Source organism: Janthinobacterium sp. HH104 (assembly GCF_001758715.1).
GTDB lineage: Bacteria > Pseudomonadota > Gammaproteobacteria > Burkholderiales > Burkholderiaceae_D > Janthinobacterium > Janthinobacterium aestuarii.
Genome location: NZ_LRIB01000028.1, coordinates 36,636 through 61,446, shown reverse-complemented (window position 1 = coordinate 61,446; position 24,811 = coordinate 36,636). Strand labels below are relative to the sequence as shown.

At 63.1% G+C, this 24,811-nt stretch carries 20 protein-coding genes; 4 read left to right on the top strand and 16 right to left on the bottom strand.

From position 1 onward, the window contains the following. Positions 1 to 67: 67 nt before the first annotated feature. The 5 genes from JAB6_RS11090 to JAB6_RS11070 form a co-directional block, all read right to left on the bottom strand. Positions 68 to 1,540, bottom strand: coding sequence for an amino acid permease (locus JAB6_RS11090; RefSeq protein ID WP_034745575.1), 1,473 nt, complete (start codon positions 1,538 to 1,540; stop codon positions 68 to 70). Positions 1,541 to 1,827: 287 nt separating this feature from the next. Further along, positions 1,828 to 3,258, bottom strand: a complete 1,431-nt coding sequence (locus JAB6_RS11085; RefSeq protein ID WP_070302846.1) for an amino acid permease — start codon at positions 3,256 to 3,258, stop codon at positions 1,828 to 1,830. A 129-nt stretch (positions 3,259 to 3,387) separates the two neighbouring features. Then, positions 3,388 to 3,846 (bottom strand): RidA family protein, encoded by a 459-nt coding sequence (locus JAB6_RS11080; RefSeq protein WP_034745569.1) that lies wholly within the window; start codon positions 3,844 to 3,846, stop codon positions 3,388 to 3,390. A 254-nt stretch (positions 3,847 to 4,100) separates the two neighbouring features. Continuing rightward, the gene (locus JAB6_RS11075; protein WP_070302845.1) at positions 4,101 to 5,684 is read right to left on the bottom strand and encodes an ABC-F family ATP-binding cassette domain-containing protein; all 1,584 of its coding nucleotides are present in this window, start codon (positions 5,682 to 5,684) and stop codon (positions 4,101 to 4,103) included. A gap of 152 nt (positions 5,685 to 5,836) precedes the next feature. After that, complete coding sequence (locus JAB6_RS11070; RefSeq protein WP_070302844.1) at positions 5,837 to 6,949, bottom strand: NADH:flavin oxidoreductase/NADH oxidase; 1,113 nt, start codon at positions 6,947 to 6,949, stop codon at positions 5,837 to 5,839. A gap of 160 nt (positions 6,950 to 7,109) precedes the next feature. On the opposite strand from JAB6_RS11070, the gene JAB6_RS11065 reads away from it, so the two are divergent. Beyond that, positions 7,110 to 7,676: a glycine zipper 2TM domain-containing protein gene (locus tag JAB6_RS11065; RefSeq protein WP_070302843.1), complete on the top strand. Its 567-nt coding sequence runs from the start codon at positions 7,110 to 7,112 to the stop codon at positions 7,674 to 7,676. Here the strand turns inward: JAB6_RS11065 and JAB6_RS11060 are convergent. The 10 genes from JAB6_RS11060 to JAB6_RS11015 form a co-directional block, all read right to left on the bottom strand. Next, complete coding sequence (locus JAB6_RS11060; RefSeq protein ID WP_070302842.1) at positions 7,673 to 8,182, bottom strand: DUF1993 family protein; 510 nt, start codon at positions 8,180 to 8,182, stop codon at positions 7,673 to 7,675. The genes JAB6_RS11065 and JAB6_RS11060 overlap by 4 nt on opposite strands. Before the next feature lie 99 nt (positions 8,183 to 8,281). Further along, the gene (locus JAB6_RS11055; protein ID WP_083292684.1) at positions 8,282 to 9,250 is read right to left on the bottom strand and encodes a DUF2167 domain-containing protein; all 969 of its coding nucleotides are present in this window, start codon (positions 9,248 to 9,250) and stop codon (positions 8,282 to 8,284) included. Positions 9,251 to 9,397: 147 nt separating this feature from the next. Further along, complete coding sequence (locus tag JAB6_RS11050; RefSeq protein ID WP_070302841.1) at positions 9,398 to 10,411, bottom strand: succinylglutamate desuccinylase; 1,014 nt, start codon at positions 10,409 to 10,411, stop codon at positions 9,398 to 9,400. Continuing rightward, positions 10,411 to 15,138, bottom strand: a complete 4,728-nt coding sequence (locus tag JAB6_RS11045; RefSeq protein WP_070302840.1) for an NAD-glutamate dehydrogenase domain-containing protein — start codon at positions 15,136 to 15,138, stop codon at positions 10,411 to 10,413. Before JAB6_RS11045 ends, JAB6_RS11050 begins: the two co-directional genes overlap by 1 nt. Before the next feature lie 151 nt (positions 15,139 to 15,289). Continuing rightward, the gene (astB, locus tag JAB6_RS11040) at positions 15,290 to 16,630 is read right to left on the bottom strand and encodes an N-succinylarginine dihydrolase (protein WP_070302839.1); all 1,341 of its coding nucleotides are present in this window, start codon (positions 16,628 to 16,630) and stop codon (positions 15,290 to 15,292) included. A 20-nt stretch (positions 16,631 to 16,650) separates the two neighbouring features. Next, complete coding sequence (gene astD, locus JAB6_RS11035) at positions 16,651 to 18,141, bottom strand: succinylglutamate-semialdehyde dehydrogenase (RefSeq protein WP_083292668.1); 1,491 nt, start codon at positions 18,139 to 18,141, stop codon at positions 16,651 to 16,653. Beyond that, a complete protein-coding gene (gene astA, locus JAB6_RS11030; RefSeq protein ID WP_070302838.1) occupies positions 18,134 to 19,198 on the bottom strand; it encodes an arginine N-succinyltransferase in 1,065 nt (354 codons plus the stop codon). Before astA ends, astD begins: the two co-directional genes overlap by 8 nt. A gap of 13 nt (positions 19,199 to 19,211) precedes the next feature. After that, the gene (locus JAB6_RS11025; RefSeq protein WP_070302837.1) at positions 19,212 to 20,243 is read right to left on the bottom strand and encodes an arginine N-succinyltransferase; all 1,032 of its coding nucleotides are present in this window, start codon (positions 20,241 to 20,243) and stop codon (positions 19,212 to 19,214) included. Positions 20,244 to 20,337: 94 nt separating this feature from the next. Further along, positions 20,338 to 21,579, bottom strand: coding sequence for an acetylornithine/succinylornithine family transaminase (gene astC / locus JAB6_RS11020; RefSeq protein WP_034745535.1), 1,242 nt, complete (start codon positions 21,577 to 21,579; stop codon positions 20,338 to 20,340). Positions 21,580 to 21,719: 140 nt separating this feature from the next. Then, a complete protein-coding gene (locus tag JAB6_RS11015) occupies positions 21,720 to 22,664 on the bottom strand; it encodes a GlxA family transcriptional regulator (protein ID WP_070302836.1) in 945 nt (314 codons plus the stop codon). Between the two features lie 176 nt (positions 22,665 to 22,840). Here JAB6_RS11015 and JAB6_RS11010 point away from each other — a divergent pair, with 176 nt between their 5' ends. The 3 genes from JAB6_RS11010 (at position 22,841) to JAB6_RS11000 (ending at position 24,554) form a co-directional block, all read left to right on the top strand. After that, positions 22,841 to 23,224, top strand: coding sequence for a MarR family transcriptional regulator (locus JAB6_RS11010; RefSeq protein WP_083292683.1), 384 nt, complete (start codon positions 22,841 to 22,843; stop codon positions 23,222 to 23,224). A gap of 45 nt (positions 23,225 to 23,269) precedes the next feature. Beyond that, positions 23,270 to 23,554 carry a hypothetical protein gene (locus tag JAB6_RS11005; RefSeq protein ID WP_034745526.1) on the top strand — a complete coding sequence of 95 codons (285 nt, stop codon included), beginning with the start codon at positions 23,270 to 23,272 and terminating at the stop codon, positions 23,552 to 23,554. Between the two features lie 151 nt (positions 23,555 to 23,705). After that, on the top strand, positions 23,706 to 24,554 hold the full coding sequence (locus tag JAB6_RS11000; RefSeq protein WP_034745523.1) for an HDOD domain-containing protein: 849 nt from the start codon (positions 23,706 to 23,708) through the stop codon (positions 24,552 to 24,554). On the opposite strand, the gene JAB6_RS29305 is transcribed toward JAB6_RS11000, so the two are convergent. After that, complete coding sequence (locus JAB6_RS29305) at positions 24,551 to 24,724, bottom strand: hypothetical protein (protein WP_175444531.1); 174 nt, start codon at positions 24,722 to 24,724, stop codon at positions 24,551 to 24,553. The two genes, JAB6_RS11000 and JAB6_RS29305, sit on opposite strands and share 4 nt — an antisense overlap. Between the last annotated feature and the right edge of the window lie 87 nt (positions 24,725 to 24,811).

The window sequence follows — 24,811 nt, the reverse complement described above, 5'->3', positions numbered from 1 at the left end:
GTAAATTCCGGTTAGAAATAAAAAAAACCGCCGGCAAGCGCGGCGGTTTTGGATGGAACAGACTGCATTAGCGGGCCTTCTTGCCCAGGTGCGAATGCCGCATGCTGTACAGGAAGTAAATGGCCACCGTCACCGTCATCCAGATACTAAACACGACAAACGTCGTATGCGGCAAATCGCGCATGATGTACAGGCAGGCGAGTACGCTCAGGCCGGGAATCACGTACGGGCCGAACGGCACGCTGAAGCCTTCGATGCGGTTCGCGCCCTGCTTGTGGCGCAGCACGGGCACGGCGATCGACACCACCATGAAAGCCGTCAGGGTGCCGATGCTGACCATGTCCCACAGGTAAGTCGCATCGATGGAACCCGCCACCACGGCCACGACGAGGCAAACGATGATGGTATTGCTGACCGGCACCAGGGTGCGCGGGTGGATCTTCTGGAACGATTTCGGGATCAGGCCGTCGCGGCTGACGGCAAACAGGATGCGCGTCTGGCCATAGATCGTCACCAGGGTCACGCTGAAGACGGAAATGACGGCGCCGGCCGACAGCACCAGCGCGGGCCAGGTCTTGCCCGTCACGTTTTGCAGGATCACCGCCAGGCCCGCTTCCTGGCCTTCGAACAGCTTGGCCTGTTGCGCACCGAGGGCGGCCACGGCCACCAGCAAATAGAATACGGTGACGATCAGCAAGCCATACAGGATGCCGCGCGGCACATTGCGCTTGGGGTCTTTCACTTCGTCGCCCGCCGTCGCCACCGTATCGAGGCCGATGAAGGAGAAGAAGACGGTGCCGGCCGCGGCCGTCACGCCCGTCATGCCGGCAAAGCCCTTGCTATTGTCGGTATTGAAGAACGGCACGAAGTTGTCGGCGTTGAAACCGGAAAAGGCAATGGCAATGAAGAATACGAGGATGGACAGCTTGATGATGACCATGATGGCGTTCATCAGCGCCGATTCCTTGGCGCCGCGCAACAGCAGGAAACCGCACATGCAGATCAAAAAGATCGGCGGCAGGTTGATGTGGCCGGCATGAAACTCCATGCCATGCGGGCCGGAAACGATCATCGGCGTGCGCAGCATCTCGGGAATATGCCAGCCAAACGCATTTTCCAGGAAATTGTTCAGGTAGGACGACCAGCCGATGGCCACGGCACTGCCCGCCAACCCGTATTCGAGCAGCAGACAGGCGGCCATGATGAAGGCAAGAAACTCACCGACGGTGGCGTAGGCAAACGAATACGAGGAGCCGGAGGCGGGGATGCGGAACGACAGCTCCGCATAGCACAAGGCCGTCAGGCCGGCCGTGATGGCGGCGATCAGGAAAGACAGGACGACCGAAGGACCCGCCTTGGGCACGGCTTCGACCATGGTAAAGAAAATGCCCGTGCCGATGGTGGCGCCGACGCCAATCATGGTGAGGGAAAACAGGCCGATGGACCGGCTCAAGCCACTGCTGCTGAGGCCTTCACCATATTCGACCGTGGTATCGATCGGCTTGGTGCGGCAAATTTTCTGGACCAGGGTTTGGCTCACTAATATTCCTTTATGAGGCACACATATTCGTATGACGGGTAAAAACAAATAGCGCTCCGGCCCTACCTGGCAAAAAACCGGAAAGATCGCGTCCATTTTCAAAACTAAGCGATTATAGGGCTTTCACCGGCACAGCCAAACAGAACTTTGATGCATGGAAACAACGCCAGGCGTGCGCCGCGTAATGCGCATAGGCGCTAGCGGAGCCTGAGATTGCCGAGATGAAAGAAAAAGCGCGCCGCTGCAGGGGCAGGGGCGCGCTTCTGGTTCAGCTCAGTTCAGCTGAATTACTTCTTGCCGTGCGGCGCATCAGCCGGCGACCAGCCTGCCTCGTAGCCTTGCGGCACGTCGTCGCGGCCCTCTTTCGGCGCCAGGCCCAGCACGTAGTACAGCACCGTCAGCAGGATCAGCCAGGCCGGTCCCACCATCAGGGCGATGCGCGTATCGGGGAAATACGCCATCAGGCCGATCACCAGCGCCAGGAAAGCGAGCGAAATCCAGGAGCCATACGGCGCGAACGGCATGCGGAAGGCCAGGTTCTTGATTTCCAGTGGCGTCAGGGTCTTGCGGAACTGGATCTGCGTGACGAGGATCACGCCCCAGGTCCAGACGGCGCCGAAGGTGGAAATCGAGGTCACCCAGATAAACACTTTTTCCGGCACCAGGTAGTTCAGCAGCACGCCCAGCAACAAAGCAAACACGGACACGAGAATGGCGCGGCGCGGCACGCCGCTGGCCGTGGTTTCCGCAAACGCCTTCGGCGCCTGGCCTTGCAGTGCCAGGTTGTACAGCATGCGGCCCGTGCTGAAGATGCCGCCATTGCACGACGACAAGGCTGCCGTCAGCACGACGAAGTTGATGATGCCGGCGGCCGTCTTGATGCCCAGGCGTTCAAACGTCATGACGAAGGGGCTGCCGGTGGTGCCGATTTCATTCCATGGATAGATCGACAGGATGACGAACAAGGCGCCGACATAGAAAATCAAAATGCGCCAGAACACGGAATTGATGGCGTCTGGAATCGATTTCTTCGGGTTGGCCGCTTCGCCAGCCGTCAGGCCGATCATTTCCACGCCCAGGTAGGCAAACATCACCATCTGCAGCGACATCAGCACGCCCTGCGCGCCATTCGGGAAGAAGCCGCCATGCGTCCACAGGTTCGAGATACCGATGGCCACGCCATCGTTGCCCAGACCGAAGACGATCATGCCCGTGCCGCCGACGATCATCAGGATGATGGTGACGACCTTGATCAGGGCGAACCAGAACTCGAACTCGCCGTAGGCTTTCACGGCCAGCAGGTTGATCGCGCCCATGGAACCCAGGGCCGCCAGGGCCCAGATCCAGCGCGGCGTGTCGGGGAACCAGATGCCCATGTAGATGGCGACGGCGGTAATTTCCGCCACGCACGTGACCAGCCACAGGAACCAGTAGTTCCAGCCCGTCAGATAGCCTTGCAGGGGTCCCAGGTAATCCTGGGCATAGCGGCTGAAGGAGCCGGCGACCGGGTTGTGCACGGCCATTTCGCCCAGTGCGCGCATGATCATGAAGATGACCGCGCCACCGATGATGTACGACAGCATGATGCCGGGACCGGCCATCTTGATGGCGTTACCCGAACCCAAAAACAGGCCCACGCCAATCGCGGCGCCCAGCGCCATCAGGCGGATCTGCCGCTCGCCCAGGCCGCGGTGCAAGCCTTGTTCACTCGTTTTCATTACGTGTCTCCATTTTTTTCTTGAATACACCGATCCCTCCACCCCAATGGCGGTTCCGCTCTTGCTGGAAAGGAGGAAAAGGCGAGCCGGCGGCAAGCGCCGGCATGCTCATGTGGTCAGACCACTGCGTCAGGCCAGTTCGGCGATCAGCTCGATCTCGACGCAAGCGCCCAGCGGGATTTGCGCCACGCCGAAGGCGGAGCGCGCGTGCTTGCCGCTGTCGCCGAAGACTTCGACGAACAGTTCCGAGGCGCCATTGGTCACCAGGTGCTGTTCCGTGAATTCGGAGGTGGAATTGACCAGGCTCATGACCTTGACGATGCGCTTGACCTTGTTCAAGTCGCCGCCGCACGCGTCTTGCAGGGTGGCGATCAGTTCGATGGCGATGCCGCGCGCGGCGATCTTGCCTTCTTCCGTCGTGACGTCCTTGCCCAGTTGACCAACCCAGACCTTGCCATCCTTCTTGGCCAGGTGGCCGGACAGGAAGACGGTGTTGCCCGTGCGCGCATGCATCACGTAAGCGGCAGCTGGCGCGGCAACGACTGGCAGTTCAATGTTGAGGGCCTTGAGTTTTTCGTAAAACGACATGCTATTTCTCCAAGAAAACAATATAAGCGAAACCAGAATTCATGCACGGCAGGGCACGGAGGATGACGCCCTGGCAGCGCGGTAGTGACCGACAACAGTGCCAGATTAAACGTCATCATATTGGTGAACCAGCAGTTTTAGTTCACAAATAGGCCCGGTTATTCAGTGGATTATACCGACAATCAAACAAAATTCAGCATCAGTTCATGAAGCATGCTCTACAGGCATCGAGCGTGACTTTTTTCATTAAATTATCACTTGTGCAATGTCAAGCCCTCGGGGTCAAGGTTTATCGCATCCAGAAATGCCTGGTCGTGCGAAACCACAAGTAACGCGCCCCGATATTGCAGCAGCATCTGCTCCAGCGCCTGCAGGCTGGCCAGGTCCAGATGATTGTCGGGTTCGTCTAACAGCAACAGTTGCGGCGGTACCTGCGCATACAACTCGGCCGCCAGCGCCACCTTCATGCGCTCGCCGCCGCTGAGCAAACGGCTGGGCATGGTGGCGCGGGCGCCGGCAATGCCCAGCAGCGCCAGCCGCGTGCGCAAGTCCCCTTCCGCCATCGTGCTATGGCGCGCCTGCAAGCGCTGCACGGCGCTCCATTCGCCGTCTTGCAGTCCGGCATGCTGGTCCAGCCACGCCACCCGCGCATGGCACAGCACCTCGCCGCTGGCGGGCGCCAGCTGTCCGGCGATCACGCGCAGCAGGGTCGACTTGCCGCTGCCATTATTGCCCGTCACGGCCAGGCGGCGCGGGCCGCTGATGACCAGGCTCACAGGCTCCGCTTGGCCATAGGGCAAGACCACGTCGCGCAGCTCCAGGATCAGCTTGCCGTTCGGCACGGCGCTGTCGGGCGCCAGCAGCAGCCGTTCCATCTCGGGCGCGCAGCGGGCGCTGGCGTCCATCACCCGTTGCTGGCGCGCCTGCTGCGCCTCTTGCGCGCGCAGGCGCAACTTGCCCTGGCTATCCTGGCTTTTCTCCTTGCGCGCATCGAGCAGCAGCTTGCTTTGGTTGCCTTTGCGGCCCTCGCGCTCACCACGCACCACCCGTTTCTGCTGGCGTTCGGCTTGCTGCTGCGCGTCGCGCTGTTCGCGTCTGGCACCGGCCTTTTCCGCCTGCAGGGCGGCCGCAAAACCGGCCTGTTCCAGCGCGCGCTGCTGCGCATACATCGCGTAATTGCCGCCATAGCTGCGCAAGCCCTGGCTAGACAGCTCGACGATTGCATCGACGTGCCCGAGCAAGCCGCGGTCATGGCTGACCAGCAGCAAGCCGCCCGGCCAGCGCGCCATCTGAGCCACCAGCCTGGCCCTCTGCAACGCATCAAGATGGTTGCTCGGTTCATCGAGCACCAGCCAGTCCGCCTGCGACAGCCAGGCGCCCTGCAGAGCGATGCGCTGGCGCTCGCCGCCGCTCAGGCTGGCCGTTGGCGTAGCGGCATCGACATGGCGCAAATCGAGCGCATCGAGCGCCTGGCGCAAACGGGTGTGGGCATCCCAGCGCTCTCCCACGAGCGCATAGTCGGCTTCATCGACGCTGCCTTCGGCAATGCGCGCCAGCGCGGCCAGCAAGTCGTCCATGCCGGCGAGCGCCGCCACGGTGGGATAGCGCTCAGGATCGAGCTCCTGCGCCACGTAATGCACGCGGCCGTCGCAGCGCACGGCGCCGGAAGACGGCTGCGCCTGGCCCGCCAGCAGGCGCGCCAGCACACTCTTGCCCACGCCGTTATCGCCGACGAGGCCGATACGTTGCGGGGCAAAGCTAAATTGCAAATCGGAAAACAGGGTGCGGCCATCGGGCAGCACAAAGGACAGACGGTCGAGTTGTAGTAATGCAGGCATGGATACTCCTTGAGCAAGGCTGGCGAACCCGCGCGGCGCTATGCGCTGTGGCGGGATGGGCGAGGCCGTGCACAGCACGGCAGTATCAATGGCGCATGTCGAAGCGTCCTGGAGAAATGGGAAAGAAGCGTCAGTGTAGCAGAGCCGTTCCCTTAGCGCTGCCCCAAGGTCGTGTCGCCGAACAGGTTCTTGAATTCACGCGGCTGCGAACGCCAGTACTGCGGCGGCGCCTGCACTTGCGCACCCAGCTGGGCCGCCGCATGCCAGGGCCAGCGCGGGTCGAACAGGATGGCGCGCGCCAGCGCCACCATGTCGGACTGGCCGTTGACGATGATGTCCTCCGCCTGCTGCGCTTCCGTGATCAGGCCCACGCTGATGGTGGGCAAACCGCTGTCGCGCTTGATGCGTTCGGCAAACGCCACCTGATAGCCGGGTCCCACGGGAATTTGCTGCTGCGGCGAAATGCCCCCGCTGGAGACGTGGATGAAGTCGGCGCCCAGTTGCTTGATTTCTTGCGCGAAACGCACGCTTTGCTCGATTTCCCAGCCGCCCTCGACCCAGTCCGTGGCGGAAATGCGCACGCCCACGGCCACGGTGGCCGGCACGGCGGCGCGCACGGCTTCAACAACTTCCAGCGGAAAACGCATGCGGTTTTCCAGGCTGCCGCCATACGCATCCGTACGCTGGTTGGACAGGGGAGACAAAAACTGGTGCAGCAGATAACCGTGCGCCGCGTGCAGTTCGATGCCTTCGATGCCGAGCGCATGCACGCGCTGAGCGGCCGCGACAAAGGCGCCCTTCACTTGCAGCAAGCCCATCTCGTCCAGGGCGATCGGCACGGTTTCGCCTGGTGCATGGGCGATGGCGGACGGCGCCACCGTTTGCCAGCCGCCCTCGGCCAGGTGCACGCAGGAACCGCCCTGCCAGGGCGCGCGGCTCGACGCCTTGCGTCCCGCATGGCCCAGCTGCACCACCAGGGGAATCGGTGCGTGGCGGCGGATCGCCTGCACCACGTTGGACAGCGCAGTCTGGTTCGCATCCGACCACAGGCCCAGGTCTTCGGCCGAGATGCGTCCCTCGGGCGAGACGGCCGTCGCTTCCGTCATCAGCAAGCCCGCGCCGGACAGGGCAAGGTGGCCCAGGTGGATCATGTGCCAGTCGGTGGCGTTGCCGTTGTCAGCCGAGTACTGGCACATGGGCGCGATGGCGATGCGGTTGGCCACCTGCAGCGGCCCCAGGGCATACGGCGTGAATAGCTGGCTCATGGCGGACTCCGGAAAAGGGGAAGCACCGATTCTACTGTGCTTTGAAAAGCGCGGCTTACACCTGCTTACGTTTGATACAGCGCAAGGGCTAGCCTTGGACAGGCGCGGCCGCTAATCTGGACACATCAATAACACCCGCAGTACCACCCCAGGAGAACACATGAACACGACGACTACCGCCAGCCGCATCCACCCTTTGATGGCCGGCGCCGCCATTTCCGTGACGGTCCTGTGCCTGGTCGGCGCGGCGTCCATCGCCGGCATCCTGCCCAATTCGCGGGCGAATGTGCCTGCCGTGCCGGCCGACGTGGCCGCCATGACGCCAGCCAGCGCCGCCGCCCTGGCTGCGCCCGCAGCTGCACCGGTGGCCGCGCCTGTCGTCGCGCAAGCCGCCCCGGCACCAGCCCCGGCGCCTGTCGTGCACAAGCGCGTCGTGCACCACACGCAAGTGGCACAAGCGCGCCCTGCCTACAATGACAACAACGATGGCTACCGCGACACGGCCTACCGCGAACCTGTGCGCCAGCAGCCAGTGCCTGCGCCGGCACCTGCACCAGCACAACCGAACTACGTGGGCATCGGCACGGGCGCCGTCATCGGCGGCTTGATCGGCAATCAGGTCGGCGGCGGCCGCGGCAAGGCGCTGGCGACGGTGGCCGGCGTGATCGGCGGCGGCATGCTGGGTAATGCGGTGCAAAATCAAGTCGAGCAGCAACCGCAACGTTAATCGTACGGGCCCAGATAATCGAGCTTGCCCACGGCCACGCCATTGTTTCTCAGGATGGCGTGGACCATGGAAACGTGGAAATAGAAGTTCGGCAAGGCAAAGCTGAGCAGGTAATCATCGCCCGAGAATTTCGTCCCCTCGTCGGTCCAGTTCAGCACGACTTCCTTCTGCGCACTGCCCGCCATCTGGCCCACATTCACGCTGTCGATGTAGGCGATGGTGCTGGCGATACGTTCCTGTAGCTGCTCGAAGGACGCTTCGTTATCTTCAAATTTCGGCGCCGGCACGCCGCTCAGGCGCTCGACCGACATCTTCGACGTATCGCTGGCGCGCTGCACCTGCGCCGTCAAATCCAGCATGTCGGGCGCCAGCTGCGCGCCCAGCAAAATCTCGGGCACGATGCCATCTTCCTCCACGTGGGCTTGCGCTTTTTCCAGCAGGGACGAGACGACCCGCAAGCCGCGGATGAAGACGGGAATGGTTGCCTGATACATGGACACGGACATGGCTGACTCCTGATAGTGGACGATGAGCCAGTGTACCCGAGGCGCTGTTTTCGGGTACCGCGCCCGTGTGCGTCAGCGCACCTAGCAGCCCAGTTGCTTTTACTTGTCGAGGTTGACCTTGCCGTCCGGTAAATGCGCTGGCTGTTCAACGGACTCCTGCTGCTGTATCGGCGCCGGCTTCTCCTTGCGCTTGCCAGTGAAAAACTTGACGATGGCCGCACCGCCGCCCACGACGGCCAGGAGCAGCACTTTCTTGAAAGCCAGCAGCAGCGCCAGCAATTTGCCAAACAGGCCCAGCTTGCTGGCTACGCCACCGGCCACCAGCGCCGCCAGGCCATACTCGGCCACCTTGTCCGTCTTGCTGTCGAAATCCGTGTAGCGGTTACCGTCGGTAAATTCCGTGAACGCCGTCACTTGCTGCATTTCCTGCTTGATCGTCGCGATCTGCTGCATGCTGGCGATCGCGTTCAGGTTCAGCACGCCTTCACGGCCCAGCACGCGCACATTGTAGTTCAGCGAGTGCTCGCCGCCATCGACCATCAGGTCCTTGGCCCAGTACAGCTTGTGCGTATCCTTGGCATAGCTGGGTTTTTCCGCCCAGCCCATCAGATGGATGCCTGGGTAACCCTGCTTCTTGCGCTCCGCATTATTTTCCAGCACGGATGCCTGCATATCCTTGAGCAATTCATCGTATTTGATGCTGTCCGCATCGTCATCCTTGATATGCCCTTCCTTTTCATACGTCACCACCACGCCCCAGCTGTCGCGCTCGAGCACGCTGGTCTTGGCGGGCACGATCATGCCCAGCGATTCCATGCCCGGTGGATTGCCCCAGGCCTCGACCAGCACGCGCTCGGCGTCCGCCGGCGACAAATAACGGAAGCTGGCGGGCAAATCCAGGGTGGCGATACCGCCTGGCAATGTGATCTTGCCGCGCTGCAGGTGCAACTGGGCAAGGAATTGCTCGGCCGTCATTTCCGTTGCGGCAGCCTTCTCTTCGGCAGGGGCGGCAGCCGTCAGGCCGGTGAGGGTCAGGCACAGCAGGGCTGTCAGCAGGCGTTTCAACATGATCGGTCCAAAAAATTGCAAACGGTAAATATTTTAAATCAACTGGTTGCTTAATGGATAATTATTTCTGTGCGGCATTTTTCCATGAAAAAAGCGCCAGACGGGTTTCCCCGGCTGGCGCCTGCTGCTCTGTACATGGCTTGAAGATCAGGACACGCGCACCACCATCAGACCGGCGCGCAAGCCCACGCGCACGTCCGGGTTGGGAAACACCACCAGCTCTTCCGCGTGCCGCACCGTGTACACATGGTCGCCATCGCTGGCGATCACGGCGTGCTGCGGCAAGGACGTGAAATTCTGCGTGCTGCGGTCAAAAGCCATGCGGAATTCATCGCTGTGCTTGATGATTTCCTGTGCCACCTTGAACACGTGCGGCACTGCCTTGACGGGCTGCGCAGGCAAGCCGCGCAGCAGGCCGTCGAGCGCCCGCGACACGTCGTCGAACAGGGACAAATCGTTCTGCCCCAGGGTGCCCACGCGGCCCAGTTCCACCGTGCTGGCGGCCGCGCCGAAATGCTCGGCCGAATAATAGCTATACGTGCCGGCCGACTGCGGGTTCATGATGATGGCGCCGATGGCCGCCTGGCCCAGCCAATCGATCAGCTGCGCCTTGGCGTCGTCGGCCACCAGGTCCGGCACGATGGCAAACGTGGGGTACACGGACGGCCGGATGGCCGTGTGTAAATCCAGATGCCAGCGCACGGGACCGGCCGCTGCAAAGAACGCTGTTGTCGCGGCGATCATTTCATCGGCGCGCGCGCTTTCCGCCGCTTGCGCCAGGCTGCCCCGCACGGGGCGGAACATGCGATTGAGGTCGGCGTCGATGAAACGCTTGCCGGCCCGGATCGCATCGACATTGCCCACGCAAACGAGCAAATCGACGGCCAGCTTCGATGCATCGCGCGACAAGGCGTCGAGCAGATGCGCCAGCACTTCGATCGGTCCCGTCTCGTCGCCATGCACGCCCACCGAGACGGCCACGCTGGCGCGGCCAGCTCCCGGCTTGACGACCTGCAGCATGCCGGGCGCCGGCAAGGCCACCGTGAAACCGGCGTCCGAAAACAACCGGGCCACGCCGCTGAAATCGGCCTGCGCCAGCGCCTGCACGGCTGGCGGCAAGCCGCCAGCATCCTGCACTACCTGTGTTACTTTTTGCGTCATTACACCGCCGCTTCCGCTGGGGTTTTCGCCGTGATTTTATTCACGGCTTCCGACAAGGTCCACACGTCCAGCATGGCTTGCTCCAGTTCCGTCGCCGCCACATAGGCCGACAAGCCCAGCGCACCCGTCACGGCATCGACGGCCTGGCCGGCATTACCTTGCTCGGCACGGGCCAGCACCTGCGTCAGCAGACGCTGCTGCGTGCGGCGCAGCGCTTGCTGCGCGTAGTTGCGCAACTGTTCCTGCGACTTGCCTTGCGCGGCCAGCTTCAGGCCACGCTCCAGGGTGTCGATGCCTGCCTGGCTGCGCAGGGCCAGGCCCACTTGCAGGAAGGAAGCCAGGTCCATCGAAGCAGGACGCGGTACGGACAGGGCCGGGAACAGGAAGCCGGCGACGACTTCCAGCGCGTCGACCGCATCCCACGCTTGCACGAAGGCCGGCGTCAAGCCCGGCACCAGCGCCGCTTCCGACTTGATGCCGACGGCTTTGAGCAGCTCGCGCTTCGATTCCGCACCGAACAAACCGGTCAGTTCGGCCAGGCCGGCGCCGCGCAATTGCTCGGCCGGCACGGACAGCACGCCGGCGATCATCGTTTGCTGCAGCACGCGCGTTTGCGCATCGACCTTGATCGACACGTCGCGTGGAATCGTCAAGGCGTCCGCATCGAGCGCGTCGAACACGGGCGCCAGGTTCAAGGCCACCCATGCCTGGCCCCAGGCCAGGATCACGGCCGACTCGTCCACGCCGTGCTCAGCCGCCAGGTTGCGGATCATCAGCGGGCCGCAGCGGTTGATCACTTCATTGGCCAGCACGGTCGCCAGGATGGCGTTGGCCAGCGGGTGGTCGAGCGCCGAACGGGTTTCCACCAGCAGAGACGGGAAGTAGGGTTTCAGTACCGGCTCGGCCCACGTTTCGCCGGTCAGCGGCAAGGCGGACAGGATGCGCTTGAAGCGGTTCTTCACGTTGGCGATCACCACCGCCAGTTCCGGCGTCGTCAGGCCACGGTTGTCCAGCTTGCGGCGCGCCAGTTCGGCCACCGATGGCAGCTGCTCGAGTTCGCGCGACAGCGCTCCCTCTTCTTCCAAGCTGGCGATCAGGGCGGCGTAGCCATCCTGCACGGCGCTTTCGCTTTGCGCCTGCAACTCGCGCACCAGCAAATGCGTCTGCTGCGTGTTGTCGCGCAAGACCAGGCGCTCGACGTCGTCCGTCATCGCATACAGCTCGCGGTTGCGTTCTTCTTCCGTCAGCTTGCCCGCGTTCACTTCCACGTCCAGCCAGATTTTCACGTTCACTTCATGGTCCGAGCAATCCACGCCGGCCGAATTGTCGATCGCATCGGTGAAGATGCGGCCACCGGCCAGCGCGAACTCGATACGGCCCGCCTGCGTCGCACCGAGATTGCCGCCTTCGGCCACGACTTTCACGCGCAGCTCATTGCCGCTGACGCGGATGTGGTCATTCGCGCGGTCTTTCACTTGCGCGTGGCTCTCCGTCGACGCCTTGATGTAGGTGCCGATGCCGCCGTTGTAGAACAGGTCCACGGGCGACTTCAGGATGCGGTGCATCAGTTCTTCCGGCGGCAGCGAGGTCTCGGCGATATCGAGCGCGGCGCGGATCTGCGGCGACAGTTCGATCGTGCGGGCGGTGCGCGGATACACGCCGCCGCCTGCCGAGATCAGCTCCTTGTTGTAGTCGTCCCACGAGGAGCGCGGCAAGGCGAACAGGCGCGCACGTTCCTCGAACGAGACGGCGACGTCCGGTGTCGGGTCGAGGAAGATGTGGCGGTGGTCGAACGCGGCCACCAGTTTCAGCTGGCGCGACAGCAATACGCCGTTGCCGAACACGTCGCCCGACATGTCGCCCACGCCGACCATAGTGATCGGGGTGGTGTTCAGGTCGTGATCCATTTCATAGAAGTGGCGCTTCACGGCTTCGAACGCGCCCTTGGCGGTGATGCCCAGTTTCTTGTGGTCGTAGCCGTTCGAGCCGCCCGAGGCGAACGCGTCGCCGAGCCAGAAACCGCGCTGCACGGCGATGCCGTTGGCGATGTCCGAGAACGTGGCCGTGCCCTTGTCGGCAGCGACCACCAGATACGGATCGGCTTCATCGAAGCACACGGTATCGACTGGCGGGACGATATTGCCCAGCGAACGGTTGTCCGTTACTTCCAGCAGGCTGGAAATGAACAGGCGGTAGACGGCTTCGCCTTCGGCCGCGATGGTTTCACGCACGGCGTCCTTCGGCATCATCTTGCAGACAAAACCGCCCTTCGCGCCGGCCGGCACGATGACGGCGTTCTTGACCATCTGCGCTTTCACCAGGCCCAGGACTTCCGTGCGGTAGTCTTCCATGCGGTCGGACCAGCGCAAGCCGCCGCGGGCGACAGGGCCGCCGCGCAGGTGCACGCCTTCGAAGCGGCGCGAGAAGACGAAAATCTCGCGGTAAGGACGCGGTTCCGGCACCAGCGCCAGGCTGCTGGTGTCGAACTTGAAGATGATCTTGTCGCCTTGTTGATTGTTCTGGAAGTAGCTGGTGCGCAGGGTGGCGGCCATCAGGTCGGCCAGCGCGCCGAGGATTTCCTCGGTATCGGCATGGTTCACGGAGGGCAGGCCGGCCTTGATGGCGGCGATGCTTTCCAGGGCTTGCGCATGCTGCGCGTCGGACAGCGAAGGATCGAAGCGCTGCAGGAACGCTTCCACCAGGGCTTTGACCTGGGCCGGCTGCTTGCGCAGGCTTTCGGCGATGTAGCGCACCGAGAAGCGGCTGCCCGTCTGGCGCCAGTAGCTGGTATAGGCGCGCACCAGTTGCACTTCGCGCGTCGACAAGCCGCCTTCGATGACGAGGCCATTCAAACGGCCATCTTCGGCCGTGTCGTTGAACAGGGCGGCAAACAATTCCTGCGCCACGGCGACGACGGATGGCTGCGCCAGTTTCGCCGCGCTGGCGGCATCGACCGTCAGGCTGGTGACGAAATAGCGCGTGCCGTCGGCCAGCGAAACGGAATACGCCTGTTCGCGGTCGATGGCCACGCCCGCGTTGTGCAGTGCCGGCAGGATGGTCGACAGCGGCGGCACCTTGTTGGCCGAGTACAAACGGATGGTGGTGACGGCGCCCGTCTCGATGCGCACGGCCACGTGCGATGGATCCGTGTTACGCAGGATGGTGTCGAGGTCGCGGAAGGCGACGGCCGGCGCGGTGGCGGCCACGTAATCGAGCGGTAACGTGGCGCACAGTTTGCGCAGGCTGGTGCGCAGGGCCACGTCAGGCACGGCGTCGGCCACGGCGGCAAAACCGTTATGCCAGCCGTCGAGCACGCTCAGCAGCGGCTGTTCGATATCCGTTTCCAGGTCCAGCGGATAGCGCGCGGCGTGGGCGATCAGGTAGACGCGCGCCAGAGGACCGTCGGCCACCAGGGTTTGCATGCTCACATGCGTGGCGCCGGAACTGGCTTGCAGGGCTTTCGCCAGGCTCGATGCGACGCTGGCGCTGTAGCGCTCGCGCGGCAGGTAGACCAGCACGTTCAGGTGGCGCGCATACACGTCGCGGCGCGCGAAGACCTTGGTGCGCGGCTGCTTGTACAGCGAAACGACGGAACCGCACACTTGCGCCAGCCAGTCGAGATCCGCTTCCAGCGCTTCCGTGCGCGGCAAGGACTCAAGGATTTCGCGGAATTTCTCGGCGCGGAAGCCTTGCTGGCGCACGCCGGCCAGGCTCAAAACCTTGGCTACGCGGCCGCGCGCAAACGGCAGCGCCGCCAGCGGGGTGGAATTGCCTGCACGGGTGAACAGGCCGACGAAGCAATGCTCGCCCAGGATCGCGCCTTGCGCATCCATGTCGCGCACGCCGATGAAGTCCAGCTGCTGGTCGCGGTGCAAAGTGCCCGCCACGTCGGCCTTGACGATGGACAGCGCCGAATCGCGCTTGGCCAGGGTGTCGAAGTCGCCCGGGATGTTCGCCAGGCAGGTGCCGTAGACGGAGTGCGCCGTATCCTGCAGCACGCCGACGCGGCTCGGAATGTCGCGTTCGAGTTCGCGCACGCCCGGCTTGACGCGGTAGTAGGCGTAACCAAATACTTCAAAGCCGCCGCTGCGGGCCCACTCCAGGAAGGCCGCCACTTCCGCGCCTTCTTCGCCATGCTGCGATGCAGCCGTGGCGACGGCGGCCAGGCGCTCGCTCATGGCGGCGCTATCGCGGCGCACGACGGCCGCGTCACGCGCGACCGTCTCCAGGGCGGCGACCAGCGCGGCCTGGGCTTGCGGCGCCAGCTCTTCGTCGAGCAGCACCAGCACATACGATTCGAGCGGGTCGCCCGGCTGGCGCACCGCTTCGACGCTGCCGTCAGCGGCGCGGCGCACGGGCAGCACAGTGTTCATCACACCGCGCACGGCCAGGTGCTGGCGGCGCATGGCCATGACGATGGAGTCGACCAGGTAAGGCATGTCTTCGTTCAGGATCAGCAAGGCGCTCGCCATGCCGCCACGGCCATCCGCATAACGCAGGGGGGCGATCTGGCAGCCGTTGCCGGTGCGCTTGGCCGCTTGCGTGAAGCCGTCGACCAGCACGGGCGCCAGGCTGTCGGGCGCGATATCGGCCAGGTCTTCGGCGTCGAGCGAGTCGAGCCAGGCCTGCACCAGCTGCACGACAGGCGCTGCCGCCTTGCCTGCATTGCCAGCCGCGTTAATCAACTCCAGCGTTTGTGTACGCAAATCTTGTGGCGTGTGATTCATCTTGCATCTCCATTACGGTAATGTGAATGTCCAACGCTGTCGTTCGGGCTTGTGGCTGGGCGGCAGCGGTGTCAAGAGACGGGGGTCGCCCGTCCAATTCTGTCTGTGCTACGGATAGTTGTCTCGGATGTTCTGTGTGTTTTTCTATCGCCTACAAGTCGTACAATCCAGGTAAGTTGAGGATGATCGTCAATTCTTCAAGCGCCGCATGCACTTCCAGCGCCAGCTGCGGATCGGCCAGGTCGCCCGGCTCCAGATGGTCGCGGTAGTGTTTTTCCACCCACGGCACCAGCCGATGGTACAGCGTTTCCGTCATGATCACGCCCTGGTGCATGGCGCGCGCCTCGGTTTCCGTCAGCGCCACGCGCAAACGCAGGCAGGCGGGCCCGCCGCCGTTGCGCATGCTCTGGCGCAGGTCGAAATGTATCAGTTCATCGATCGGTCCACCGCTGGCCACCAGGCCTTCCAGGTAGCGCGACACGGCGCGGTTTTCCTGGCATTCCTGCGGTATCACCAGCGCCATCTTGCCGCCCTCTTTCGTCAGCAACTGGCTGTTGAACAGATAGCTGGTCACCGCATCCTGGATCGGCACCTGGCCCGTGTCCACGCGCAGCGCGTCCAGTTGCACACCCGTGGCGGCGACGGCGCGGCGCAACTGCGACAAGCTTGCTTCTTCATCGGCAAACGCCTGCTCGTGATAGAACAGCACATTGCCATTGCCGACGGCGATGACGTCGTTATGGAACACGCCCTGGTCGATCACGTCCGGGTTCTGCTGCACGTACACGGTGCGCTTCGCGTCCAGGCCATGCAATCGCGCCACGGCTTGCGACGCTTCCAGGGTCTGGCGCGCCGGGTAGCGCTTCGGCAATGGCGCGGACGGGTCGAACTCCACGCGACCATACACGAACAACTCCACCGATGGCGCACCGTGGCCGGCGCCCAAGCGCGTGTGGTTGGCCGCGCCCTCGTCGCCGAAGGCCGGTGTCGACGGCAGCGCATCGTGCACGGCGAAGTGCTTGTCGTCGCTGAAAATGGCGCGCAGGCTGCGCGCCGACTGTGCGTGCTCGAAGGCGCGGTGCAGCTTGTTATTCAGGTTGGCGGCCGTGAAATGCACGCGGCCATCTTGCGTGTCCGCCGACGGGCTGACCGTGGCGGCGTTCGCCGTCCACATGGGCGAGGCGGAATACGCGCAGGCCAGGATCACCGGGGATTCCTTGTAGGCGCGCGCCAGCACCTCGGCGTCCGTGCCCGTGAAACCGATGGAGCGCAGCAGGCGGAAATTCGGCCGGTCCTGCGGCGGCAGCAAGGCTTGCGCAAAGCCGCGCGCGGCCAGCGCGCGCATCTTCGCCAGGCCCTGCAAGGCGGCCTGCTTCGGATTCGAAGCGCTTTTCACATTGCTGAACGAGGCCACGTTGCCAAACGAGAGTCCCGCATAGTTATGCGATGGCCCGACCAGGCCGTCAAAATTGTATTCGCGCGTGCTGTGCATGGGAGGCATGTCCTTAAAATTTAAAAATTCAGGCCAGGCGACAGCTTGGCCGGCATTTCCAATACGCCGTTCTCGATCGAGGCGACCGGGTAGGCGCAGTAATCGGCCGCGTAATAGGCGCTCGGACGGTGGTTGCCCGACTTGCCGATGCCGCCGAACGGCGCCGTGCTGGCCGCGCCCGTGGTCGGACGGTTCCAGTTGACGATGCCGGCGCGCGCGCGCGTCTGGAACGTTTGCCACAGGGCCGGATCGTCGGACAACAGCGCCGCAGCCAGGCCGAATTCCGTGGCATTGGCCACCTTCAGGGCCGCATTGAAATCGGCCACGCGGACCACTTGCAGCAGTGGGCCAAACCACTCTTCGTCGGGAATGCCGGCAGCACTAGTCACGTCGACGATGCCGGCCGTGACAAAGCCCGCCTCGGGATTCAACTGGCGCATCTGCAGCAAGGTGGTGCCGCCCTTGGCGACCATGTCCGCCTGCGCCTGCACCAGGCGTTTTGCCACGGCGCTCGATACCACTGGGCCCATGAACGGCTGCGGCTGGGCGTCGGACGCGCCGATACCCAGTTTTGCGGCCACTTCCACCAAGCGCGCAACGAAGGCAGCACCGGCGGCGTTATCCTGCACCACCAGGCGGCGTGCGCAGGTGCAGCGCTGGCCGGCCGAGACAAAGGCGGAGAAGATCGCGTGGTGCACGGCCGCGTCGACATCCTTGACGTCCCACACGACGAGGGCGTTGTTGCCGCCCATTTCCAGCGCCAGCATCTTGCCCGGCTGGCCGCCGAACTGGCGATGCAGGCTGATGCCCGTCTGGCACGACCCCGTAAACAATACGCCGTCGAGATGCGGATTGGCGCCAAGCGCCACGCCCGTGTCGCGCCCGCCGTTGACGAGGTTGACGACGCCATTCGGCAAGCCGGCCTGCTGCCACAGCTGCACGGTTTTGATGGCCGTGCGCGGCGCATATTCGCTCGGTTTGAAGACGATGGTGTTACCGGCGATCAGGGCCGGCACGATGTGGCCGTTCGGCAGGTGGCCGGGGAAATTGTACGGACCGAAGACGCCGAACACGCCATGCGGACGGTGACGCAGCACGGCGTCGCCATCGGCGATCTTGCTTTGCGTGATACCCGTGCGCGCGTTGTACGACTGCACCGAGATATCGATCTTGTTGGCCATGGTGGCCACTTCCGTGCGCGACTCCCACAGCGGTTTTCCCACTTCTTCCGAGATCAACAGCGCCAGCGCTTCCGCATGCTCCTTCAGCAGTTCGCGAAAGCGCACGCAGATGGCGATGCGCTCGTCGACGGGCGTATCGGCCCACGCTTCAAAAGCGGCGCGGGCGGCCTGGCACGCCTGTTCGACTTCGTGTTCTGTCGCTTCCAGGCTGGCCCAGGTCTGCTTGCCGTTCGACGGATCGATGGTGGCCAGTTCACGGCCCGTGCCTGGCAGCCAGGCGGCGTTGATGAAGTTCGATGCTGCGGTAGATGGATTCAATACGTTAGACATGGGGATGCTTCCTCGGGTTGAGTGACAAGGTGCGCACGGTATCGCCGTGATGGCAGCGCAGCAGATGCAGTTCATCGTCGTCCAGCGCGATCTTGCCGCTGTGCGGATTGGCGCAGGTGACGATCATGCGGAAATCTTTCAGGTCGGTGTTCGACACCAGGTAAGGCTCGGCCTGGGCGGCATCGCCGCACACTTCCGGTGCAGGCACTGGCACAGTCGCGGCGTCGAGCACGGCCGGCATGCTGTCGCGCATGGCGCGCAGTTCGGAGACGCGCGCCTGCAGCACGGGACCGGCGTCGAAAATATCGACATAGCCTTCGAAGTGCAAGCCTTCCTGTTCCAGCAGGCGGCGCGCGGGCGCAGTGCTCAGATGCACCTTGCCGATGACTTCCTGCGCTTCGTCGGGCAGGTAGGCCACGTACATGGGCTGGCGTGGCATCAGCTCGGCGATGAACGATTTTTTACCGAGGCTCGTCAAGTCGTCGACGTGGTGGAAATCCATCTTGAAGAAGTGGCGGCCCAGGCCTTCATAAAACGGCGAGCTGCCGTCCGGCGCCTGGTAGCCGCGCATTTCCGCGATCAGCTTTTCCGTGAACAGCTGCGGGAACTGGGCGATGAACAGGAAACGGCTTTTCGACAGCAGCTTGCCGTTGTTGCCGCTGCGGTAATCGGGGTGCAGAAACAGCGAGCACAGTTCCGTGCTGCCCGTCAGGTCGTTCGACAGGTACAGGGTTTCCATGCGCGTAAACACATCGAGCTCGCGGCTGGAATGGACCAGGGTGCCGATGCGGTAGTTATAGAACGGTTCATCCAGGCCCACGGCGCCCTTGATGGCGCACACGCCAGCCAGGCGGCCCGTATCGGTATCCTCCATGACGAACATGTAATCGCGCTTTTCTGGCGGAATGGTTTCGGCGAACGAAGCGCAGGCGATGGCCAGGCGGTCGCCCAGCATTTTCATGTCCGGCTTGAGCGTGGTCATGCCGGTGCCGACCTGGCTGGCCAGCCCATACAGGGCATCGAGGTCATTGGCGTTGATGGCGCGTACTACTAGCATAAAATTGACTCCCTTAGATACGCACGCAAATGACGCTGTCGCCTTCGGCCACGGCCAGCGCCTCGAGCAGGTCTGCCGGCAAACCGATGGTGTCCTGCGCTTCGAGCGCATCGCAGGCAAAGGTCACGGCGCGGAAATTGCGCTCGGCGCCGGAAGCGACCGCATAATTGACTTTCATGCCCGTGCGGCTGGGCGTGACGCCTGCGACGACGCGGCGCGTGAGCGAGCCCGTAAACGAGCGCAGCGCATGCTTGTGCGCCTGCAGGATCGGGCCGCCATCGAAGATGTCGATGTAATCGTCGGCTTCGAAGCCTTCTTCCGTCAGCAGATTGAACGCCAGTTCGCCGCTCGGGTGGATCTGGCCCATGGCCGCCTGCGCGTCGCCGGGCAGCAGCGGCACGTACACGGGGTAGTGCGGCATCAGTTCGACGATCAGGGTGCGGTTGCGCGCCCCGCCGATGACTTTTTCGGCATCGAGGAAATCCATCTGGAAGAACTTGCGGCCCAGCGCATCCCAGAACGGCGACTGGCCGTTGGCGTCCGTGATGCCGGCCAGCGGCACGAAGAAACGGTCGCCGAAACGGTGCGGCGCCAGCACGGCGAACAGCAGCCGCGCGCGCGACAGCAGGGCCGCTTCCAGGCCCGCCTGTTCCATGTTGCGCACATAGAAGCCGGACAGCTGCGAGTACGCCGTCAACTCGGAACACAGGGTCAGCGCATGCACGCTGTGGCTGATGTTCAGGTCGCGCGAGACTTGCTGGATGACGTCGTTGCGGAAGGAAAAATAGGTGCCGTTCGAGCCGGCCGAGGCGAAGATGGCGGCCGTACCAAAGATGCTCTTGTCGAGCAGGGATTCAAGCACGAAGAGATACGACTCTTCGCTGGGGATGTCGACATGGGCGGCAAACGAGGCGATGGAGCGCTCGACGGAGGCGGCGATTTTTTCGCGCGTCTTCGGCAGGGTATGGACACCCGGCATGGTGACTGCGGCCAGCGCTTCGAGGGCTGCAATATCCGCAATTTCTACCGGACGGACAACATACATGGGTACTCCTTCAATGCTGACAATGCTGGGGTAGAACCAAGCCGGCCCGCAGCAAAGCGGCGGGCCGGTGATCAAACAGGGAGCGGGGCTAGCTTCAGGCTTTCAGCATGCCGTCGATGGCGGCGCGCAGCAGACGGCCCGCTTCGGCGATCTGCTCGTCCGAGACGATCAGGGCCGGCGCCAGGCGCACCACGTCCATGCCGGCGATCAGCACCATCAAGCCTTGCGCTTCGGCCGCTTTCTGGATGTCTTTCGCGCGGCCTTTGTAGGCATCGGTGACGACCAGGCCCAGCAGCAAACCGCTGCCGCGCACGATGGAGAACACTTGCGGGTAATCCGTGATCAAGCCTTGCAGCATGGCGATGGTGTTGACGCTCGCTTCTTTCACGCGCGCCAGGAATGCCGGCGTGTTGATCGTGTCCAGCACGGTCAGGGCCACGGTGGCGGCCAGCGGGTTGCCGCCGTAGGTGGTGCCGTGGGTGCCGACGGCCAGGGTCTGCGCCAGTTCATTCGTGGTCAGCATGGCGCCGATCGGGTAGCCGTTGCCCAGGGCCTTGGCGGCCGTCAGGATGTCCGGCGTGACGCCGTAGCCCATGTAGGCGAACAAGGCGCCAGTGCGGCCCATGCCGCTCTGGACTTCGTCGAAAATCAGCAGGGCGCCCGTCTTGTCGCACAGGGCGCGCAACTCCTTGAGGAATTCCGGATTGCCCGGCACCACGCCGCCTTCGCCTTGTACCGGCTCGACGATCACTGCGCACACGTCATCGCCGATGGCGGCGCGCGCCGCTTCGATATCGTTGTAGGCGATGTGGTCGATCGATGGCGGCAGCGGCTCGAAGCCTTCCGTGTACTTGGCCTGGCCGCCGACGGAGACGGTAAACAGGGTGCGGCCGTGGAAGGAGCTGAAGCACGAGATGATGCGCGACTTGTGCGCGCCGAACTTGGTATGCGCGTACTTGCGCGCCAGCTTCAGGGCCGCTTCGTTGGCTTCCGCGCCCGAGTTGCAGAAGAAGGCGCGGTCGGCGAAGGTCGCTTCCGTCAGGGCCAGCGCCAGGCGCAGCACGGGCTCATTGGTGTAGCCGTTGCCCAAATGCCACAGATTATTGATTTGCTTGGTCAGCACGTCGACCAGGGCCGGATGGCAGTGGCCCAGGCTGTTGACGGCGATGCCGGAGGTGAAATCGAGGTAATGCTTGCCTGACTGGTCCCACAGGTCCAGTCCGGAACCGCGCACGGGCACCATGGCTGCAGGGGCGTAGGTAGGAACGAGGACCTGGTCAAAGGTTTCCCGGGTGACTGGACGAGCCGTTACGGTCGAATCAAGCTTGGCATTCATAGCATTTCCCCATCAATATGTTAGGTACTCCGCAGCTACGACAGCTACGTGTGTACTGCATTATAAAAAGCGGGATGCTAAAACTCTTTTGAATCTGCGACAAGGATTTTCACAATTCATCACAGCCGGGCTTGCTTTAATCACGCAGGCGGCATCAGCTTTCTTTGCCGCTCTTCCCGGGGCGTATTGCCAAACAGGGTGCCAAAGGCCGTGGAAAAGTGCGAGCCCGAGGAAAAGCCGCACATCAGGCCAACTTGCACAATAGAATAATGCGTATCAAGCAATAGTTGCCGTGAACGCCGCAGGCGCAGCTCCAGGTAGTAGCGCGATGGCAGACTGCCCAGGTATTGCTTGAACAGCCGCTCGAGCTGGCGCCGCGACAGGCCCACCAGGCTGGCGATATCGTCGGTCGACAGCGGTTCTTCGATATTGGCTTCCATCAAGGTTACCGCCTCGGACAACTTGGGCTGCAGCACGCCGAAACGCGCCTGCAGGGCCACCCTCTGGCGCTCTTCCTTGCCGCGCACCTTGTCCACGCACAGCGCTTCCTTGACGAGCGCCTGCACGTCGGCGCCAAAGATGGTCTCGATCAGGGTCAGCGAAAAATCGATGCTGGCCGCGCCGCCGCAGCAGGTGATGTGCGGGCCGTCGATGTCGAACAGGTGCGGCGTCAGGATGGCCCGTTCCGCCTTCGCTTCCGCATCGGCATACAGGGCCCACGGCAAGGCGATGCGCACGCCATCCATGACGCCCGCGCCGGCCAGCCACAGCACGGCCGCGCCCACGCCGCCCCAGAACGGCGCCGAACGGCAACGTTCGATCACGGCCCGGCACAGCTCGGCGCGCAGCGGCGCCTCCGTCTCGTCGGCCACCAGCAGCGCGATATGCCAGTTACCGCCCTGCGCGGCCACCTGTTCCGGCGTGCGCACGTCCAGTTGCAGGGCGTCCGGCCCCAGCGCCCGCGCGCACAGGCGCAGCGGCTGCACCAGGCCGGCCCAGGTGATCGACTCGGCATCGCCGGCATGGACCAGCAGCAAACGCAGCGGTTTGTCGAGGCCGATACGGGAAAGATTAGCGAAGGACATCGGCGAGGCGGACCAAGGGCAAGGGCTGAGTTGCCCACATGATACCGGACTTCCGCCCCGTCGCGCCCCTCATGCAAGGGCGCATCCCGGCGCGGCGGAAAAAAGCGGAGCGGAAGGATATAATCACCCCCATGGGTGAACGATATTTAAAAAGTATCCGGCTGCTGGCCGAATGCATGCAAGGCTTCGAGCGGTTTTCTGGCGACTTCGTGCGCCAGTACGGCTTGACGCATGCGCAATTCGACATCATTGCCACGCTCGGCAACACCTGCGGCATGTCCTACAAGGAACTGGGCCAGAAAACCCTGATTACCAAGGGTACTTTGACGGGCGTGGTGGACCGGCTGGAACAGAAGGGGCTGGTGATACGCGAACGTTGTCCACGCGACAAGCGTTCCTATTACGTGCGCCTGAGCTGCGAGGGCGAACAGGTGTTCCATGACGTGTTCCCCAAGCTGACAACGCAGGGCCAGCGCCTGTTCGACGGCTATACCGAAGACGATTTCATACGTCTGGAAAGCACCCTGGCGGGACTGAAACAGGCCATCGCCAACGGCTGACCATACACCAGGCACCGACATTCAAACAAGACAAAGGAAACCAAGTTGAAAACCTCACTGCTCGAAGGCAAAAAGCCTGCTCATTTCGATAAACACATCATCGGCAATCTGCTGCTCAACGCCAGCACGCCGGAACTGGTACGCCAGGAAAAACTGATCATTGGCGTGCGCAACGAAGACGGCGAAATCTACCGCCTGATCGGCGCCACCAAGCACAACAGCTTCATGAACGCCGTCGAGGAACTGTTCGACCTGGGCTTGACCGATGAGCTGGAAGACAGCGATGAACTCGTTGAAGGCTGCGACGCGATATTTAGCGAAGCAGACTGATAACGCTCACTTTATCAAAAGAGGCATGCCGCCGATACCGGGGCATGCCTCTTTCCGTTTACAGGGCTTTGCTTGCCTTTTGCTAAGCTGTTTGTGAAAAGATCATGGTTAAAAAGTTCCGCACGGAAATATTGCGAGTATAATTTTTTCAATGAACAGACTCGACGCCTTTAAAAGCATCGCCGCACAAGCCGCTCGTGGCGAGCTGACCTTTCCTGCCAATGTGGACGCTTCGCTCAAGCTGCAAGAGGCGCTGGCCGATCCCGACTGCCATATCGAGGCCGCCGCCAAGCTGGTGCAGGCTGACCCGCTGCTGGCGGCACGCACGGTGGCCATCGCCAATTCCGTGGCGTTCAACCGTTCCGGCAATGAAATCACCAGCGTGCGCAATGCCGTGCAGCGGCTAGGCGTGCGTACCCTGCAGTCGGTGGTGGCATCGCTGATCGTGCGCCAGCTGGGCAGCACCATCACCGATCCCGTGCTGCAAGCGAAGGCCAACCAGCTGTGGGAGCATACGGCCCACGTGGCGGCCCTGTCGCAGGTACTGGCCCGCCGCGTCACCAAGGTGGACCCCGATACGGCCCTGTTTGCCGGCATCATGCATGAAGTGGGCGGGTTTTATCTGCTGTCGCGCGCGGCCGAATTCCCCGGCATCCTCGACGGCGAACCGGAAGACTGGGTCGAACATGGCGAACAGGCCATCGGCCACGGTGTCCTGGCCAAACTGAAGGTGCCGGAAGCGGTCAGGGGCGCCATCGATGCGCTGTGGGAAGGCTTGCGCGCCATCCCGCCCGAATCGCTGGGCGACACCCTGTTGCTGGCAAATGACCTGGCGCCCGTCTCGTCACCGCTCAACGAAAGCCCGGCCGCCATCGCCGTGCGGGCCGCCCGCGCCGCGCGCAGCATCGATTGCCTGATCGGCGACGATGCAACCTTGTCGAGCATCATGGAAGAATCGGATGATGAAGTGCAGTCGCTGCTGAAGGTGCTCGTGCATTAATCCTGTTTTACCGGCACCGGCGGCATGATCGACACGCCTGGCGCCGGCTTCGGCACGTCGACGATCAGCACATGCTTGTCCATGGCCTGCGTTCCCTGCTTTTGCTCGACAACTTGCATGGCGACCGCCTTGGTACTCAACAGGGGTTTCGGATGGCGTGGCATGAACATGGCGTACCTGCTGAAAGTGGGATGTGCCCCATCTGTGCAGCGATTATCAATTTATCAAGCTGCTATTCAAAAAAAACCCGCTCGAAA